Annotated in this window: 15 protein-coding genes; 4 read left to right on the top strand and 11 right to left on the bottom strand. The window is 48.9% G+C overall.

The genetic code is table 11. The features are described from left to right. The first annotated feature begins 20 nt into the window (after positions 1–20). The gene (choxAB, locus tag O9X78_RS10200) at positions 21–1,625 is read left to right on the top strand and encodes a cholesterol oxidase (RefSeq protein ID WP_269619575.1); all 1,605 of its coding nucleotides are present in this window, start codon (positions 21–23) and stop codon (positions 1,623–1,625) included. A 30-nt stretch (positions 1,626–1,655) separates the two neighbouring features. On the opposite strand, the gene traF is transcribed toward choxAB, so the two are convergent. Then, complete coding sequence (gene traF / locus O9X78_RS10195; RefSeq protein ID WP_269619574.1) at positions 1,656–2,789, bottom strand: conjugal transfer protein TraF; 1,134 nt, start codon at positions 2,787–2,789, stop codon at positions 1,656–1,658. A gap of 652 nt (positions 2,790–3,441) precedes the next feature. On the opposite strand from traF, the gene O9X78_RS10190 reads away from it, so the two are divergent. Beyond that, the gene (locus tag O9X78_RS10190; RefSeq protein ID WP_269619573.1) at positions 3,442–4,674 is read left to right on the top strand and encodes a sensor histidine kinase; all 1,233 of its coding nucleotides are present in this window, start codon (positions 3,442–3,444) and stop codon (positions 4,672–4,674) included. A 64-nt stretch (positions 4,675–4,738) separates the two neighbouring features. Here O9X78_RS10190 and O9X78_RS10185 read toward each other — a convergent pair whose 3' ends face one another. The 3 genes from O9X78_RS10185 to O9X78_RS10175 all read right to left on the bottom strand — a co-directional run bounded on the left by O9X78_RS10185 (position 4,739) and on the right by O9X78_RS10175 (position 6,306). Continuing rightward, entirely contained in the window at positions 4,739–4,996 is a 258-nt protein-coding gene (locus O9X78_RS10185) for a zf-HC2 domain-containing protein (RefSeq protein ID WP_269619572.1), read from the bottom strand. After that, entirely contained in the window at positions 4,990–5,604 is a 615-nt protein-coding gene (locus O9X78_RS10180; RefSeq protein ID WP_269619571.1) for a sigma-70 family RNA polymerase sigma factor, read from the bottom strand. The genes O9X78_RS10185 and O9X78_RS10180 overlap by 7 nt, the downstream gene beginning before the upstream one ends. A 90-nt stretch (positions 5,605–5,694) precedes the next feature. After that, complete coding sequence (locus O9X78_RS10175) at positions 5,695–6,306, bottom strand: HvfX family Cu-binding RiPP maturation protein (RefSeq protein ID WP_269619570.1); 612 nt, start codon at positions 6,304–6,306, stop codon at positions 5,695–5,697. Positions 6,307–6,537: 231 nt separating this feature from the next. On the opposite strand from O9X78_RS10175, the gene O9X78_RS10170 reads away from it, so the two are divergent. Continuing rightward, positions 6,538–6,873, top strand: a complete 336-nt coding sequence (locus O9X78_RS10170; protein WP_269619569.1) for an HvfA family oxazolone/thioamide-modified RiPP metallophore — start codon at positions 6,538–6,540, stop codon at positions 6,871–6,873. Between the two features lie 167 nt (positions 6,874–7,040). After that, positions 7,041–7,913, top strand: a complete 873-nt coding sequence (locus O9X78_RS10165) for a DMT family transporter (RefSeq protein ID WP_269619568.1) — start codon at positions 7,041–7,043, stop codon at positions 7,911–7,913. A 39-nt stretch (positions 7,914–7,952) separates the two neighbouring features. On the opposite strand, the gene O9X78_RS10160 is transcribed toward O9X78_RS10165, so the two are convergent. The 7 genes from O9X78_RS10160 to O9X78_RS10130 form a co-directional block, all read right to left on the bottom strand. Then, a complete protein-coding gene (locus O9X78_RS10160) occupies positions 7,953–9,686 on the bottom strand; it encodes a BatD family protein (RefSeq protein ID WP_269619567.1) in 1,734 nt (577 codons plus the stop codon). A 34-nt stretch (positions 9,687–9,720) separates the two neighbouring features. Then, a complete protein-coding gene (locus O9X78_RS10155) occupies positions 9,721–11,766 on the bottom strand; it encodes a vWA domain-containing protein (RefSeq protein ID WP_269619566.1) in 2,046 nt (681 codons plus the stop codon). Continuing rightward, the gene (locus tag O9X78_RS10150; RefSeq protein WP_269619565.1) at positions 11,763–12,794 is read right to left on the bottom strand and encodes a VWA domain-containing protein; all 1,032 of its coding nucleotides are present in this window, start codon (positions 12,792–12,794) and stop codon (positions 11,763–11,765) included. Before O9X78_RS10150 ends, O9X78_RS10155 begins: the two co-directional genes overlap by 4 nt. Then, complete coding sequence (locus tag O9X78_RS10145) at positions 12,787–13,314, bottom strand: DUF4381 domain-containing protein (RefSeq protein WP_269619564.1); 528 nt, start codon at positions 13,312–13,314, stop codon at positions 12,787–12,789. Before O9X78_RS10145 ends, O9X78_RS10150 begins: the two co-directional genes overlap by 8 nt. Beyond that, positions 13,311–14,261 carry a DUF58 domain-containing protein gene (locus tag O9X78_RS10140; protein ID WP_269619563.1) on the bottom strand — a complete coding sequence of 317 codons (951 nt, stop codon included), beginning with the start codon at positions 14,259–14,261 and terminating at the stop codon, positions 13,311–13,313. Before O9X78_RS10140 ends, O9X78_RS10145 begins: the two co-directional genes overlap by 4 nt. Beyond that, the gene (locus O9X78_RS10135; RefSeq protein WP_269619562.1) at positions 14,258–15,214 is read right to left on the bottom strand and encodes an AAA family ATPase; all 957 of its coding nucleotides are present in this window, start codon (positions 15,212–15,214) and stop codon (positions 14,258–14,260) included. Before O9X78_RS10135 ends, O9X78_RS10140 begins: the two co-directional genes overlap by 4 nt. A 131-nt stretch (positions 15,215–15,345) precedes the next feature. After that, positions 15,346–16,803, bottom strand: coding sequence for a wax ester/triacylglycerol synthase family O-acyltransferase (locus O9X78_RS10130; protein WP_269619561.1), 1,458 nt, complete (start codon positions 16,801–16,803; stop codon positions 15,346–15,348). Positions 16,804–17,022: the final 219 nt, after the last annotated feature.

Below are 17,022 nucleotides of genomic sequence, written 5' to 3'. Positions count from 1 at the left end.
CGATGAAGGTGTGATTGATCGTGGAATACGATGTAGATTATTTGGTGGTTGGCTCTGGTTTTGGTGGCTCTGTGTCTGCTTATCGGCTAACACAGAAGGGCTACACCGTCGCGGTGATGGAAATGGGTAAACGCTGGAGCGAAGAATCATTTCCGCCGTCTAACTGGCATTTTCATCGCTGGTTATGGCGACCTATGCTGGGATTAAAGGGCTTTTTTAATATCAAATGGTTTAAGCATGTGCTTGTTTTGCACGGTAATGCAGTGGGTGGCGGCTCAATTACCTATGCAAATACCTTGTTAGTACCGAAGCCAGTAATATGGCAGCAGGGCAGTTGGGCTGGCTTAAGAGATTGGGAGCAGGTGATGCCTGCTCATTACGCCACCGCTAAGAAAATGCTCGGCGTTACTGAAAATAGAATCATCGGTCCTGCGGACGATATGTTGAAAGAAGCCGCAGAAGACTGGGGCTGCGGCGATACCTTTTATAAAACTCAGGTTGGTGTGTTTTTTGGCGATGAGGGCGAACCGCAGGGCAAGTCCTATCCAGATCCCTATTTCGATGGCGACGGCCCAGTACGCAATAGTTGCATTGGTTGCGGTGGCTGCATGGTGGGCTGTCGTTATAACGCAAAAAACTCCTTAGATAAGAATTATTTGTACCTAGCCGAAAAGCAGGGCGCAGAGGTATTTGCCGAAACCAAAGTGATTGATGTTGTGCCTCTTAACGGCAAGGCCGATGGCGAAGACGGTTATGAGGTTACGACGGTTAGCAGCACTGCATTTTTGTTTCGTAATAAGCGTCGCTGGCGTGTTAAATCAGTCGTCTTTGCGGGATCGTCATTGGGTACGCAGGAACTGCTGTTTAAGCTACGAGACAAAAAATCACTACCCAATATTTCCCAGCAATTAGGTCGTCGAGTTAGAACAAATGCCGAGTCACTGATTGGTGTTCGTTTACCCGACGCCGATAATATGGACGCTGGTATTGCGATTGGCTCGGGTATTTATCTTGATGATAAAACCCATATTGAGGCAACTCGCTACCCGCGAGGGTCTGACGCCATGGGTTTGCTGGTAACGGCAATGATCCGTGGAAAGACCGATTGGCGTCGAATTTTTAATTGGATATACACCATGCTGCGTTTGTTGCTGCGTAATCCGAAACAAGCGATCGGGTCACTAATCCCCTTTGGGCTGGCTAAGCAAACAATTATTTTACTGTGTATGCAAACCTTGGATGGGCATATCGATATGCTCTATAAGCGCCGTTGGTATTGGCCATTTAGTAAGCGTATGGTGAGTTTTGGCCCGAAGATACCCGCGCACATCCCTGAAGCCAGCGAATTCGCTCTAAAGGCTGCGCGGCGGAGGGGGGGGATGGCGGGCAGTTTGATAACCGAGGTGTTGTTTAATATTCCGGCGACAGCCCATTGCATGGGTGGGGCAGGTATGGGGCGCACAGCGGATGAAGGCGTGGTCGATGTTCAGAGCAGGGTGTTTGGCTATAAGAATATGCTGATTTGTGATGGTTCGACATTATCTTCGAATCTTGGCGTGAATCCCTCGCTGACGATCACCGCAGTAAGTGAGCATGCCATGTCATATATACCGGATAAACAATGATTGGGGTTGCGCACACAGCATAGCCGATTATTAAAGGGGTAGCTGAAGGCTGCCGCTGCCGCCAAACTCACGTGGGCCGGCGAAGCTAAAGCCGGCTTCAATTCTAAGTAGATCACCCACGGCGTAGCGAAACCCAAGATGTGGGAGATCCGATTGGTCATTGCTGTCTATCCATTGGTAACCGAGCATGAGCCCGAGTTTTGTACTTACTGGGAGCAAGAAGCGAATATGATAATCTTTATGGGAAGAAAGCTCGCCGAAACCCTGTTGCGGTGTAATGTCTGCGTTGATTAGGACGGTGCTCCAATTGCTAGCGTAACTTATACTGCCGCTGAGGTGACTGCGTTGCTGATAGGTCGTTCCGTTTGGCCCTTTAAATTTTTGCTGATAAATATCCGCAGCATTCACGCCAATAACCCATGAGTCGAATTGATGCTGAATACCTAAATCCGCATTCAGTTGTACTTTGCTCCCTACGTCCCGACTTTGGTCGAAAAGCTTGTCTTCGTCGTATTCGTCAATAAAAATTGCTCGCTCTATAAGGCTTATGCTCTGGAGTTTTGTTGTGAGTCCAATGCGGGTGTCGGGCAGGCTGTCTAGTTGGTAGCGATAGTTAAGGCCGAGATAGTTTTTCCATACCCCGGATACATTTACTGTAGACTCTAAATCTCCGAGTCCAAATAGCCCCAGAACGGTTGCAAAGCGCAGCCGATTTGCGTCGTTGTCGTCGTAATTGAAGCGTCCGCTAGCATCAAATACCGAACCACCAACCACAATCCAATCATTGCTTTCAGTGAGTAAAGCGAAATGACCGCCAGCAGAAAAGCTTGTTTTATCATTTTCAGCATTTTCTAGTTGTTCAACCAATTCAGCTTCATCGCCAGGGATAACCAATAAGCCTCGGGACTTTCCCTCTAAGACGAGTCCTTTTTCATACATACTTTTAAGATTATCGAGCAGTCGATCTTTGTCGTTTACGAAGACGTATCCTCCGGCTTGTTGTGTATAACCTTCATATTGGTTCTTTGCGGGAAATGTTGCCGTACTGTAGTGCAGTGTCCTTAGACTATTATTATCGGCAGAGACGTCAGCTATGACCGAAAATGATAAGAACAGGAGGCTTGCTATTAATAATGGATGTGGGTTCGCTTGAAATCGTCGCAAGTGCTTATTCTTCCTATGCTTGATATTGTTTAGCACAATGTTTTTATGATTTTGCAGAATAGTGGAGCAGGGCGGGTGCGGCAAGCACATTGGGCTAGATTTGTGTAATATCGCCCTATGATATGTAGCCAATATGTAGATGATATGCCCAAAAGTACCTTGAGTCCCAGTGGTGGGCCCTTACACTGCTGCTGTCGCTAATTTCCTGAGTTTACAGCTGGTATCAACGTAAAAGGTGATCTGCAGCAATTACTTAGCATTTCAGTTGCGTTTTATCCGCTATCGCAGGGTTATTATTTTGCGCAGGTTCACCTGTTATAAGGTGACGGCTATAAAGAGATAGAAATAACAACGGAGTGCCGCTATTTTAGCGGCGATTAAGAGCCCGTTTCGGCTTGTTAAGGGGTGGAATAGCGACCGCAAATGGTTGGTGCTGGGCAAATTATAAAAAACAGATTGTGAAAAGGACGTATTTTTTATTGAGGAGCTATAGTTAAGGGGTTTCTCACAAAGACTAGGTGGAACACACAGTGTTTTTGCACGGGTAGTCTTGCTATAAAAGTAGACCGCATGTCGAGTTGTGTGTTCTTTAGCACAGGCTTATGACCGTAGCGGTTGATTAGGGAACGAACATAGCCATTGGATTAAAGAAATGTCAGATTTTATGAGTTTTCTGCTTGGCCCAGAAATGCCTCCGCATGGGCACTGCTACCTGTGGAATGAAGATTTGGTGCGATTACACGTTTGGAGTGACGCGCTAATTACCATTTCGTATTTCACTATACCTATTGCCTTGGTGTATTTAGTTCGCAGGCGTGACGACTTAAAATTCAATTTTATGTTCGTGATGTTTGCGATATTCATTTTTGCCTGCGGTGCCACCCATCTCATTAATATTTTTAACGTTTGGTACGGCGCCTACTGGTTAAGTGGTTTGGTGAAATTGATAACAGCCATTGCATCGGTTGGAACTGCCGTCGCGGTTTGGCCGTTAATTCCTAAAGCATTGGCATTACCAAGCAATCAGCAATTATTAGATTTGAACCAGAAGTTGCGCGACGAAGTAGAAGAAAATGCTAAACAGCGTATGGAGGTGGAGCGTTTAACCCGCGATTTGCAGCAAGTGGTTGACGAGCGAACTGAAGAGCTGGCACAAACACGGGTAATGAAACGGTTGCTTGAGCAGAATCATGCGTCGCTTGAGCGTTCCAACTCTGCTCTGGAGCAGTATGCGTCTATCACCGCTAGAGATATTAAAGAGCCGTTGCGCTCTATTGCGGTGTTTGGTGATTTATTATCAGAGCGATTGGCCGATCGCTTGGCGGAAGACGAAGCGAAATGGTTGACGATGATTGTGACATCGGCAAAGCGCACAACATCGATGATCGATGATTTATATGAGTATTCATTACCTCAGCCGGTGAACGATGGTGAGTCATCGTCCTTGGATGCGGCGCTCGACCAGGCTTTACTCGCGAACGCGGATGACATTAAGAAGTATGGGGTTGTATTACAGCGAGAAGCCTTAGATATGGCGCGCATGCCAAGTGAACCTTTAGCAAAACTAATGTCGCAATTAGTGAATAATGCAATTAAGTTTAGCCGTAGCGAGGACGTACCAAAAATTGAAATTGGTCCCTTAAATGACACTGAAAGTGGCGAGATCGGCTTTTATATAAGAGACAATGGCATCGGCATTGCTTCGCACTACAGTAAACGCATTTTTGGTGTGTTTGAACGTTTGCATACAGAGCAAGACTATGAGGGCAATGGAATTGGTCTCGCTATCTGTCGGCGTATTCTTGATGAGTACGATGGTCGTATAGTACTTTTTAGCGAGGACGGGGCTGGAGCAGAGTTCAGGGTCTATTTACCTGCTGTTTAGTGTGCGTCCTTTGTTGACGTCGCGGGCTGAATACGAATAGCTGCGACGTAGTTTTTAATAAACACTAAGGGTTCGCGTCGTTTTTGTTCTTAGCTGCAGCAATAATCCGCGAAAATATAAGGTCGCTGGTTCCCTCATCACTGCGCCATACTTGCTGAGCGATGGTGGCACCTGTTTGTCGACTGCGATCCAGGTGGCGATTAAAGCGGCGGCAATGGCGACAAATTATCAGGTGCAAGCGAACTTCGACACGTTTCCAGCCGGTATGCTCGTGGTCGATGTGCTCGCTGGCAAGATCGGTAAATTGCTTACAATTTAGCATTCTCCGGTCTCCTGATAATGATTAATGGTTTTCATAAGTTGCAATCGTGCACGGTGCAAAATCACCCTAACATTTGCCTCGCTCAAAGAAAGTAACTCGGCGATATCGTCCAAATCGCGTTGCTCAACGTCGCGTAGCAAAAAAACTGCCTTTTGATTTTCGGGCAATATGGTCAGAGTGTGCTCAATACAGTGTCTTAGTTGATCCTCCTGAAGCATAAGCTCCGGCGTGTTAATGTCCCAATGTGCTGGTGGATTTACCCAGTGTCCGTTGCCGTCGAAGTTTTCCGCAGCAACCTCAGGGCGCACCTCGTCAATATCGCCAAAACTACTATGACGTTTTTCCCGCCGTAATCTCGACTTCGCTTCGTTACTGACGATCTGAATCATCCAAGTCGATAAGCTGGCGCGACCTTCAAAGTGTCCAATGGCTTTATATATAGAAGCCCAGGCTTCTTGGGCGACGTCTTCAGCAAAGACGTCGCCGACAATAGCCCTCGCAACGATCACTAATTTCAAGTGATACGCGCTGATAAGGTGCTTGAAGGCATTGTTATCGCCAGCTTTAAGACGGGCGATAAGCTCCTGCTCGTTAACGGCCAATGACACGTGTTAATCCAAACCATGGTTAAGACTCCTAGTGTCTCTGATTCCGGACCGCGCAGGCAAGAATTCACTGCTTCTCAGTCGTACTTTGTGTTATTTACTTGTGGGTATTTGCTTAGCTATCCAATAATCTACGCTAAGAAAACGGCCACCTCCCAACACCATGAGCGCAAGTAACATAATCAAATACGTGACCGCGAATTCGATACCGTTATTGAGTATCACGAATTTTCCGCTGGATGTAAGCCAGTCGTAGTTGCCATGTGCTTCTAACAAAGATCGTGCTGCGGCGAGCTTGTCAACGGAATCAACAACGCGTTCATTGGCGAAGGGCGCGCTTGCATCGGCGATGGCTTGCCAGCCGTTTTGCCAGTGAACGGTTGTGGCCGCAATTAGCATGGTGATAGCCAGTGGAATAGATATCCAGCGGGTTGCGAAGCCGATAAGAAGAAAGACCGCACCGATGATCTCGGTGGCGGTTGCTAAAAAAGCCATAACAAGGGGGAAGGGAAGTCCTAGGCCCCAGTCACTATTGCCAAACCATTCCACGGTGTCGGAAAAATGCCTCATTTTACTACTGCCAGCCATCCAAAATATTGGTACTAGGTAAAGTCGCAGGGCAAGCGATGGCAAACCATCTAGCGGTGTGACGAGTTTTCCTAGGCCGTTTTGAATGCTTTGAAGTTTACTGAAAAAATCTACCATGAGGTTTGCCTCGTATGACATGGGTGATTACATTGCAGCCGCTTGGCGGCGTAATCGTGTTATATGTATATGCTGGTAAGACGTACCGCGACAAATCTTGTTACAAAGGAATGTGATTTAATTTATTTTTCATCTCGTTTGTAACATGGTGACTTGTTGTTACTCTTATAAGTAGAGTCGCTATGCAGCGGCCAATGTAATCTTTCAACTAATTATTCAGGTGATGACGATATGAAAAATACTGCGATGACAGCACTAGGTGCGGCCATGCTAGCTTCCTCAATGGCATCAGTTGCTGTTGCAGATACCAACCCCTTTGCCGCAACAGTAATGAGCAGCGGTTATCAGCTTGCTGATTATGCTAAAGACGCGGAAGGTAAATGTGGTGAAGCGAAATGCGGCGCTGAGAAAAAAGCTGCTGAAGCGAAATGTGGCGAAGCTAAGTGCGGCGCCGAGAAGAAGGCGGCTGCTGAAGGTAAGTGCGGCGAAGCGAAATGCGGTGCTGAAAAGAAAGCCGCTGCTGAGGGCAAGTGTGGTGAAGCTAAATGTGGCGCCGATAAGAAGTAATATCTAGTCTGTTTCACAGCCTCTTTGCCTTAGCGAAGGGGCTGTATTCTCTAAAATCCCCTTCCCTACTTGGCAATTACTGGCCAATATCAATCAGGCTCATTATAGTGGCGGCGCAAACGCGAGTTTTATAGTCGTTGCGGATCATTGTATAAAGAGACTGAGCCTTGGCATTATCGATAGAAAGAAAACAATTGTTCACTGGCTTAGCGCTGTCTTTAGTGACGGTGTTTTTCTCAAGCACAGTTGCCGCTGTCGGCAAGCATGTCTCGCAAGAAGTTCATGTATCCGCCATTGTCTTGGTGCAATATGGCATCAGTTTTTTATTTGCTCTACCGTCAGTATTACGAGCGGGTCGCTCTGGGCTAGCGACATCTCGCCCCGGTATTCACTTAATAAGAGGGATGAGTGGCTGCGCGTGTTTTTATTTGTACTATATCGCGTTAAGCAAAATATCGTTGGTCGATGCGACACTCCTACGTTCGTCTGCGCCCTTAATGGTACCGCTGGTAATCTACCTTTGGTTTAGCCAGCGAGTGCGTCGAGAAACGTGGCTGCCTTTGGTGGTGGGATTTTTGGGTGTGGTGCTGGTGCTTAAACCGGGAGCCGCAGGTTTAAGCCTATGGCATTTACTGGCGCTACTGTCGGGTTTGGGACTTGCGGTTTCTATGGTTAGTACACGTGTATTGGCACAACACGAGCCGCAAAATCGTATTTTATTTTATTATTTCAGTATTTCCCTGCTGTTCAGTCTTCCTTTTTTTCTATGGAATTATCAAGCCATACCTGCATCTGCGTGGCCCGGACTGATTTATATGGGCGTGGTTATTTATCTCAGCTTTGTGATGTACACCATGGCGTATCGCTATGTATCTGCGGCGGCGCTCGCACCAATAAGCTATTTTGGTGTGGTATTTAGCGGCTTATTAGATTGGCTGATTTGGGATCATATTCCCGGTGCGCTAACCATGATGGGGATTGCCTGCGTGATATTGGGTGGTGTGCTGGTGCTAAGGCATAAAGAAGTACCAGCGGCTTAGTTTGAGTCACTGGTCTACTTTTAAGGGACGGCCATGCTACTAGCGGTAGAGTGGTGCCAATGCTGGTCTAGTTTGGCCTTTTACAGTTCCCTTGCTACGTACAGATTTTACTGTGTCGAGTAGGGCATTGGTATCGAAGTCAATGTCGTGGCCGGAGAATAAATGCGCGTCTAGCTTTTGGCAGAACGTGCGTAACTCGGGAATGGCGTTTCCTAATTCGCTCAAGGTCACTGGACGTTTACAATAGCACTGCCCCCATTTGCTGAGAGTGCTTCGTAATTCGGTGTACGCGGCCTTAGTCTTTACACTTTTCTCTAATACTTTAAATGCCTTACTTTCAGAATTGCTTTCCATTTCTGGTGTGATAGGCGTCGCCGAGCTGCGGTGTCGCCCCCGCCACCACGCCACTGCAAATCCGAGATTGCTGAGTAGCAACAGCGCTACGACTACCCACATAAATACACTATTGCTTGATGTCTGATCACTTAAAGCATCAGCGGCATTTGTGTTAACTGGCTCATTTGCTTCTTTGTTATGGATGGTCGGCGTGTTCGGAATCAGCGAGTTACTGCTTGCGGCGCCCGTTTCTCCACTAGTGCTGAGTGCCGGTGCAACAGTAAACTTCCGCTCCGGCAGTACCGCAAACTCCGCTCGATCACTGTCGGTATTCCACCAAGCAATGCGGACTTCAGGTAGAACAAATTCGCCGGCGTGGGTCGGAATAATGGCTAAGGACTCGCTGCGAATTCCCGTCCAATTTGATTTGTCGTCACCTTTCTCTATTTTTGCCTGATCAGGATACAGTTTGGCGTTGTTCAACTCTATTGTTGGCAAGGCCGGTAGCTGAGATCCTAATAGCCCGTCGGCTTTAATGTTGACTGTACGAGTAATTGAGTCGCCAACTTTTAAGGTGTCAGGATTTTTACTCCAGCTTTCTTCAAGGGCAATTTCTTTGGCTGGCAGCCAGACAGCGCCTTTAAATTCTGCCGGTGGCGGTAGCACCTTGATACGGTGTTCACTGCTGCGTTTTACTACTAATCGGCCGGGATCGAGCATAGAAGGACGATAGCCCTCTACACGTGCTTGAAGAGTTAGTGCCGGAATTGTCAGGTTGCCGCTGGTTTGCGGATATATAGAATACCGTCGCTCAATTACTTGAAAATAACGACCATTGATAAGCGATTGATAGCGTTCTTCTCCGTCAGCTTCAACAACCGCATTGTCCACTTCTGGCGCATCCAATGAGGCGTCGAGAATATTTACCGATGTGAATATTTTTACCGTGTATTGCAATTCTTGTTGTACGTAAGCTGTGCGCGGCGAGACGTCAGATTCCATATACATACTTTCGTTGCCAGTTTGCTGAGCTTTAGCAGCCTTGCTGACAGTAATTGTGATCGCTCTGGTTTTATACTTGCCCATGGGAAGCGCCGGAATTGTTAATGTACCTTCGCGCTTCGGGACGAGGGTGTAGTCCCATTGCCGACTGCTGTTGACCTTGCCATTGATAATGTTGGTGCGGCTACTCTGTTGGCGATTAATAATATGAAAGTCTTTTTCCAGAGCGTTTACATCAGGTTCGCCTGAAAACAAAATGCTGTCGGCAGTGAGCGACAGGGTAAAGGATTCTTCGCTAGAAACCTGACTGCGATCGACCGTGGCGCGCACATTGGTTTCAGCGTGGGCAAAGCCAGCTTGGCATAGCAGTACTACCAGCAAGCCTAATATCGCAGCACCTTGTGTAAATATATTGTGGGATCTGTTTTGCATCATGGCATTCCTGTGGCGAAGCCGTTTAACAGTCTGGTTAATAGGGTGCATAGTCGTCGTTATTACCTTGTTGTTCTCCGCGCTGCTGGCGATCTAAGTGTTGATAGCGGAATTTATTACGCAGTAAATTTCCGGGGTTGTCCGGAATCTTTCGCAGCCACTGCTCGCGGGCTTGATCCTCTTCACTTAGCGGTTCGTCGCTTGCCATAGCAGCGGCGGCTTGCTCGCCAGCATCACTTTGTTCTTTAGCATCTCGCTTGGCTTCCATCGCTTTTTGCACGGCATCATTTTGTTCCGCAGACTGCTTGGCATAGTCTTCGGCAAGTTTTGCGTTGCGTTCTTCGGCAGCTTCTTTTTCAGCTTGAGACTGCTTATCTTGTTGTTCACTTTGGTCTTGCTTGTCTTCGCCTTGCTTGGATTGATTCTGAGAGTCTGAGCGATTGTCTTGCTGAGAATCAGAGGAGTCTTGTCCCTCAGAGCCATCTTGTTTCTGTGAATTATCTTGTTTTGATTGTTGCTGATCCTCAGCGCTGTCTGACTTCTCCCCAGACTCGTTGTTCTCTGAATCCTGATTCTGCTGATCTTGATTCTGTTGGCTTTTATCACCCTGCTGATTTTGTTTATCGTCTTGTGATTGGTCTTGCTTCTGTTTGTCATCCTTAGATTGTTGATCTTTATTATCTTGGGGATTTTGCTCTTGAGATTTTTTTAAATCCTCAAGAATTTTTTTGTTCTTCTGGGCGTCGGCATGTGAAGGGTCCTTTTCTAAGGCTGCATCATAGGACGCTATGGCTTCGTCTAGTTTACCGGCCTGCGCAAGGGCATTGCCTTTGTTGTAATGGGCATCAGCGGTATCGAATTGCCCGTAACTTTCCGCCGCGCCAGCAAAATCGCCAGCGCGGTATTGGGCTGCAGCTTTCCACATTGGGTCTTCGAATTTTTCAGCCGCAGCTTGCGGGCTTTCCCGCATAAGCGCGGCTGCCTGTTGATCTGGCGTTTGCCAAAGATCGTCAAATTCAAAGGCATTGGCTGTTGAAGGCTGCCCAGCAATTAAAACCGGCAGTAGCAAAGGCAATAGACTGGGTAACCAGCTTTTACGAAAGCCCACTAATGCAAAAGGTAATAGCAGCAATACCAGCCAAGGGCCAGCGTCTTTCCATTGATCGTAATTGCGCTCAGAACGGGTTTCAGTTTCGCTATCCTTTAAGTCAGACACGGTATCGATGGCAAGCGCTTCGATATCACTGTCGTCCAAACTGAGTTCTCGGTATCTTCCATTGCCCGCCCCCGCTAAGGACTGCAGTGCATCGACGGTCAAGGCTGGCACAATGATATTTCCGTTATTGTCTCGTGCAAAGCCACCGCCCGGTAAGGGAATGGGGGCGCCATCTGCACTGCCAACGCCTAGAACAGAGAGTGGGTAAGCGCTGTCGCTAATAAAGTCTTTTAAGCCGTCTAGCTGCTCTGCATTCACGCCATCGCTGATCAGTAGAATACTGCCGTTGCCGCCGCTGTTGTCCAGCAGATCCTTGGCCAGTGTCAGTCCCGCTAATGGATTGCTGCCGGGCATAGGCATCATTTCAGGACTGAGTCCGGGGATGAGCGTTAATAGGGTATTTACGTCATCGGTGAGCGGCGCAACGACGAACGCATCGCCAGCAAAAACTACCAAACCGGTTTGCCCGTCGCGGCGTGAATGCAATATGTCGCGCAGCTTGAATCGTGCCTGGCGGATACGGGAAGGTTGAATATCTTCAGCTAGCATTGAGGGTGATAAATCCAATACCACTACCAAGCCTTTGGTGTTTTTGTGTAGCGGCGACGGGACTTTTTCCCACGCGGGGCCAAGCAGCGCTATCCACGTTAAGGCAGCAGCGAGCAGCAAAATCAGCGCTGAGCGGCGCGGCTTACCGCCCTGTTTACCATCTAATAAATAGGGTAGCAATGCCGGGTCGATATGCCGTTGCCAGCTACGTTGTTTAAAGCTTTGGCGGGTTAGTAACAGGGCGCATATAAATAAGGGTATGCCAGTCCACAGTAGTTCGGGACGTATCCAATGTAATTCAATGCCAGCAAGGTTCATGAAGACACCTCACTTGATTTGCCGCTACCAAAGGGCCAGTTGCGGCTGAGAGCGAGGATCAACATGAGTGAGCCTGCGCAGAGCAGTGGCCAGTGCAGCAACGAACGCTCTGGGCGCAGCATTTCCTGTTCTTGCTCCACCGGTTCTAGTGCGGCAATCGCATCATAGGCTGACTGCAGTTCAGCTGGATTTCGAGCACGAAAGTACTCACCACCTGTTTTAGTGGCAATGGTCTGAAGAGTGTCTTCGTCCAGATCGGCAGAGGGATTTACCGTGCGTGCACCGAGATTGCTGCCGAAAATACCAGGTATTTTCATTTCGGTAGCGCCAACGCCGATGGTGTAAATTTTGATTTTTTCTGCCGCCGCTATTTCCGCTGCTTTTAAGGGCTTTAAGGTACTCGCAGTGTCTGCGCCATCGGTGAGCAATATGAGAACGCGACTGTTTTCTGGCCGCTGGCGTAGTCGCTTGATAGCAAAACCAATCGCGTCGCCAATGGCGGTTTGTTTACCCGCGAAGCCAACCTGCGCTTCGTTCATCAAGGTGTTGAGGGTATGTAAATCGAAGGACAATGGCGATTGGATGTAGGGATTGGAACCAAATAAAATTAAGCCAAGTTTATCGCCCTCTCGCTGCCGAACAAATTCGTTGACCACCGCCTTAACAACGGCGATACGGGGTAAACCTTGGCCTTTGATGATCATGTCTTCTTGATTCATGGAGCCAGAAATATCGACGGCCAACATGAGGTCGCGTCCAGTGGTGGGCATGGCAACAGGGTCACCTATCCAAGTTGGTCGCGCTGCGCCAGCGAGTAGCGATAGCCACACCAGACTGAACAGAAGGATATTTAAATAACTTCCGCTGCTTTGTGGCCCATTGTGCTCGCTGCTTAGACTGCGGAGCTGCGCAAAAAACGGTACGCGTAGGGCAGCCGCTGTGTTCTGATTCTGTGGTTTGGAGAGCCAGCGCACCAGAAGTGGTAGAGGGGCGAGTATAAAAATTAATGGCCATTGAAACTCAAACATGGCGGCTCCGGTGACGGCGAATCCACGTCTTACTTTCGGCAATGAGTCCATCGCGCGCGAGTGTATGGGTTGGTGATTGGTAGGCTGCTTGTAACAACGCCTCTAGACTAGCGTCCGCAAATATCGGCTTTTCGCCGCAGTTCTGGTATAAAAAATCCATCCATTTGTCGCCACTAAGGCCCGCTATTTTTTCTTTTGGGTAACTGTGTAAAGCGACCCGTCGCAGTAATTGATTGAGTTGCTGCGCGAATAATTGGTCTGATTCGATCGTCGCAATGTCGCTCAGTTCTACGAGTGCGGCTCGCCGGAAGGCACTCTTACTGCGGTGTTGACGATACCAAAAAACACCACATAGCAAGGCGATTACAGCGATGCCGAGTAGCACCCACCAGCCGGGCGCCCAAGGAAAATTGGCGACAGGCGGTGGTAAATGTATGTCGGCCAATTGCGCTAGCGGAGACGTTTGTCCCGCTGCGGCATTCATGGCTGGACTCATTGTTGGAGGGACATTAGCTGTCATGCCTGGCCCATTCCACGTTGTAGGTGCAGAAAATAAGCCGAGTCTGTCGAGAGAGAAATATGGTGAATGCCACCGCGTTTAAGGCTGGCTTGTAAGGAGTGCCGGGTCTGCTGGTGACGATTGATGAACTGTTCTCGTAGACGGTTTGTTAGGGTCATTTGAATTCGTTCGCGGCCGTTACTAACAGGATAACTTCCGTTTGTTGGTAGGCTTGCTTCCATTGGGTCGCTAATAGAAATGGCAATCACGTCGTTATGGCGTGCAATCAAATGGAGCTGGCGCTCTGCATCTTGCTCGTAACCCGCAAAATCGCTGAGCACGTAAACAGTTGATCCGGGTCGGGTGATTCGTCGCAGTTCTTCAAAGGCTGATGCTAGGCTCTTTTCGTTGCTAATATCTGATGCATTCGTTGTTTGTGCCAGACTTTGATTGTAGTCGGTGGCGGTATGAATAAAGTTAAGCACCGAGCGATGGCTGCGGCGTGGCCGTACTTCTCGGTGATGTTCATCGGCAAAGATTAAGCCGCCAACACGATCGTTGTTTTCAAGACCTGCCCACGCGAGGGTGGCGGCTACGTGGCAGGCCAGCACAGATTTAAAACAGTGGCGGCTGCCGAAAAACATGGTCGCGCGCTGATCCAAGCAAAGCACCACCGGCCGCTCTTTCTCTTCTTCAAATATTTTGGTGTGGGCTTTTGCTGTGCGAGCAGTCACTCGCCAGTCGATGTGACGAATTTCGTCGCCACCCTGATACTCACGAACATGGTGAAAGGCTAGACCGCGGCCTTTAAAAGGCGAGGCGTGGTTGCCGCCCTGTTTGGCAAAGTGGCGACGACGCGGTTTGGCTTTGAGTTTAGTGGCGGCAAAGCGGGTGTGTATCAGTGATTGCTGATCGACTACCGCACCTTTTACCGGCGCACTAAAGTCACCGCGCAATTGGCTACTCATGCCACTGGCACCACCTGCAACAGGCGATCGATAATATGGTCTTTACGGATACCGTCGGCCTCGGCTTCAAAACTTAAAATCAGGCGGTGGCGAAGTACGTCGTGCGCTACTGCTTGAACATCGTCGGGGCTAACGTAATCTCTATCATTTAGCCAGGCGTGGGCGCGAGCGCAGCGATCCAAGGCGATCGTTGCACGGGGACTGGCGCCAACTTCTATCCAGTTTGCCAGATCGGCATCCAAGGCTTTTGGGTCTCGGCTGGCGATAACCAACTGAACCATATATTCCTCAACAGCCTCCGCCATATGCAATTCTAAAACTTGCTTGCGGGCGGTGAGTAGGGTTTCTTGACTGAGTGGCGCAGGGGTGTCTATTTCTCCCCTTGCCTCGGCGCGAACCCGGCGAAGGATTTCGAGCTCGGCGGCAGCGTTGGGGTAGGCGACATTCACGTGCATCAAAAATCGGTCAAGCTGAGCTTCGGGCAGCGGATATGTGCCCTCTTGCTCAAGCGGGTTTTGCGTTGCCATCACCAGAAATAGTGGCGGCAGCGGCAGGGTATTGCTACCGACGCTAACCTGGCGCTCAGCCATCGCCTCTAGTAGGGCAGACTGTACTTTCGCAGGCGCGCGGTTTATTTCGTCGGCTAAAACTAAATTGTGAAAGATGGGCCCGGGTTGAAATTCGAACACACCGGTTTCGGGGCGGTAAATATCGCTCCCGGTAACGTCGCCCGGTAATAAGTCTGGAGTAAACTGAATACGTTGAAAGCTGGCATCAATCCCATCTGAGAGGGTTTTGATGGCCTTTGTTTTTGCCAAACCCGGCGCGCCCTCGACCAGCAAATGGCCATCGGCAAGCAGTGCAATAAGAAGGCGATCTACCAGACTTTGCTGGCCAATAATTTGCGAAGTCAGCCAATTACGTAATTGGCCAATGGATTGTTTTTCCGTCATTGGGGGGTTCCCTTGCCGAGCGAGTGTCATTATCCGTTCTTGTGACAGTGAAAATGGGGTTTTGCTCAGCGATTTCAAGGGAAAATTTAGTTTTGCTGTATTTTAATGCCCCTTAAGTTGAATTTAGGTCGTCATGCGCGCTTTGCCGGCCGACAGTCTTTGCTTGCAGTGTCTTCTAACACGGCCTGATCCAAGGCGGCGAAAGACTCTTCTAGGCAGCGTTTATAAAGCGCGGGTTCTTTTAGGGCGTTGGGGCTGCTTAGTACAGATAGGGTCATGACACCGTTGTAGCTCATTGCGACGTGAAACAATCCTAGATGATCGACAATTAGGCCTAAGCCGAGCATGTCCACCAGTTTGGCATCATTAAAATACAGCGGCACCGGAGGCCCCGGAACATTGCTAACAATGGTGCAAGCTGGCAGTGACACACCGCCAGGCCAATAAGCGAGGGCAGATAGCGCGCCCAAGGCCGCAGACTCGAGACCGTTTGGCATTTCGCGTACCAAGGAGGTAAGAGAGCTGCGGCCAATGGTGCTTGAAAACTGCTTTGCGTTATTGGAGGCATCGCGCACCGCCTGTAAGCGCTGAAGGGGGCATTGAATGTCAGTGCGTAGGCTGGCAATCATCATGCCGATGGCATTCCCCGCGATGTTGCTGTCGCTACTTCGCACATTCACGGGAATCATCGACGACAGGGGGTTGTCAGGTAGTTTATTGAGCTCTATGAGATACCGTCTGAGCGCGCCACCCACAATGCTAAGAATGACGTGATTAACCGTGGTTTGTGGATAGTGGCGGCGTATTTGGCGCAACCGTGAAAAATCTAAATGTACCAGCTGTATGTTTCGTTCGGCGGTGATACGAGTATTAAAGGGTGATTTCTGCCAATTCACCCTTGGGCGATGATCCGGAGTACTTATTACACTGGCAGCCTGTCGAATAGTCGGAATTAATTTACGTGCCTGCCAGGCAAAATTCATTGGCTTGCGAAGGCTGTTAATACAAATTTGGCGCGCGATGCTCCAACTGCTTGGCGGTGTGTCTGGCTGCCAATGATCTTCCTTTTCGGACGCATCTTCTAGGGCGAAGGCGATTGGCTCAAGATTGTGTAAGGCTGCCAGTATCTCTGTGCCTGACACACCATCCATCGCCGCGTGATGCACTTTCAAATACAAGCCAAAGGATCCTTTTTCATAGGTTTTTAACGTACCGAGGCCGTGAATAACATGAACCTCCCAGAGCGGGCGCTTCATGTTCATTGGCTGCGCGTGCAGTTTAGCGAGTAACGATGGCAGGTCACCGCCATGGTCTTTTATAGAATGGCTGAAAATATGGCGGTCTAGATCGAAGTGTTGGTCTTCAATCCAATATGGGTGATCCATGCCGTAGGGTATGGTAAGTAAGCGACGACGAAAAATAGGGGATGCCGATAGTCTTTGTTTGAAGCTGTCGCGTACTTCCTGCTGCAAGAACGTTTTGTGTTTGATGTTCTTGGGTTTGTAAACCAGAAAAGCGGCGATATGCATCGGCGCGTGTTGGCGTTCGTTTAGAGCGAATAGGGCGTCTAGTCCGTCTAATTGTTGCATAGTGATGTGTTCCATTATTTTGGCGTACGTGCGTTAACGACATTAGGCGCTGTATGTGGCGATTGTGTGTCACTGCTGTGTATCACTGTACTGTTTTTAGTGTCGGGTGAGATAACCTCTATTTTGTGACTAGATTTCGCCCCAAAAATTCAGCAATAACTGCGCCATCTTTAGAGTATTAACTGGCGTTGGGCGTTAATTGCTGGGGTACTTTAGTAC

It is taken from the genome of Zhongshania aquatica (genome assembly GCF_027257955.1).
Lineage (GTDB): Bacteria > Pseudomonadota > Gammaproteobacteria > Pseudomonadales > Spongiibacteraceae > Spongiibacter > Spongiibacter aquatica.
The sequence above is the reverse complement of the archived record's forward strand: the minus strand, read 5'-3'. Positions and strand labels throughout refer to the sequence as shown.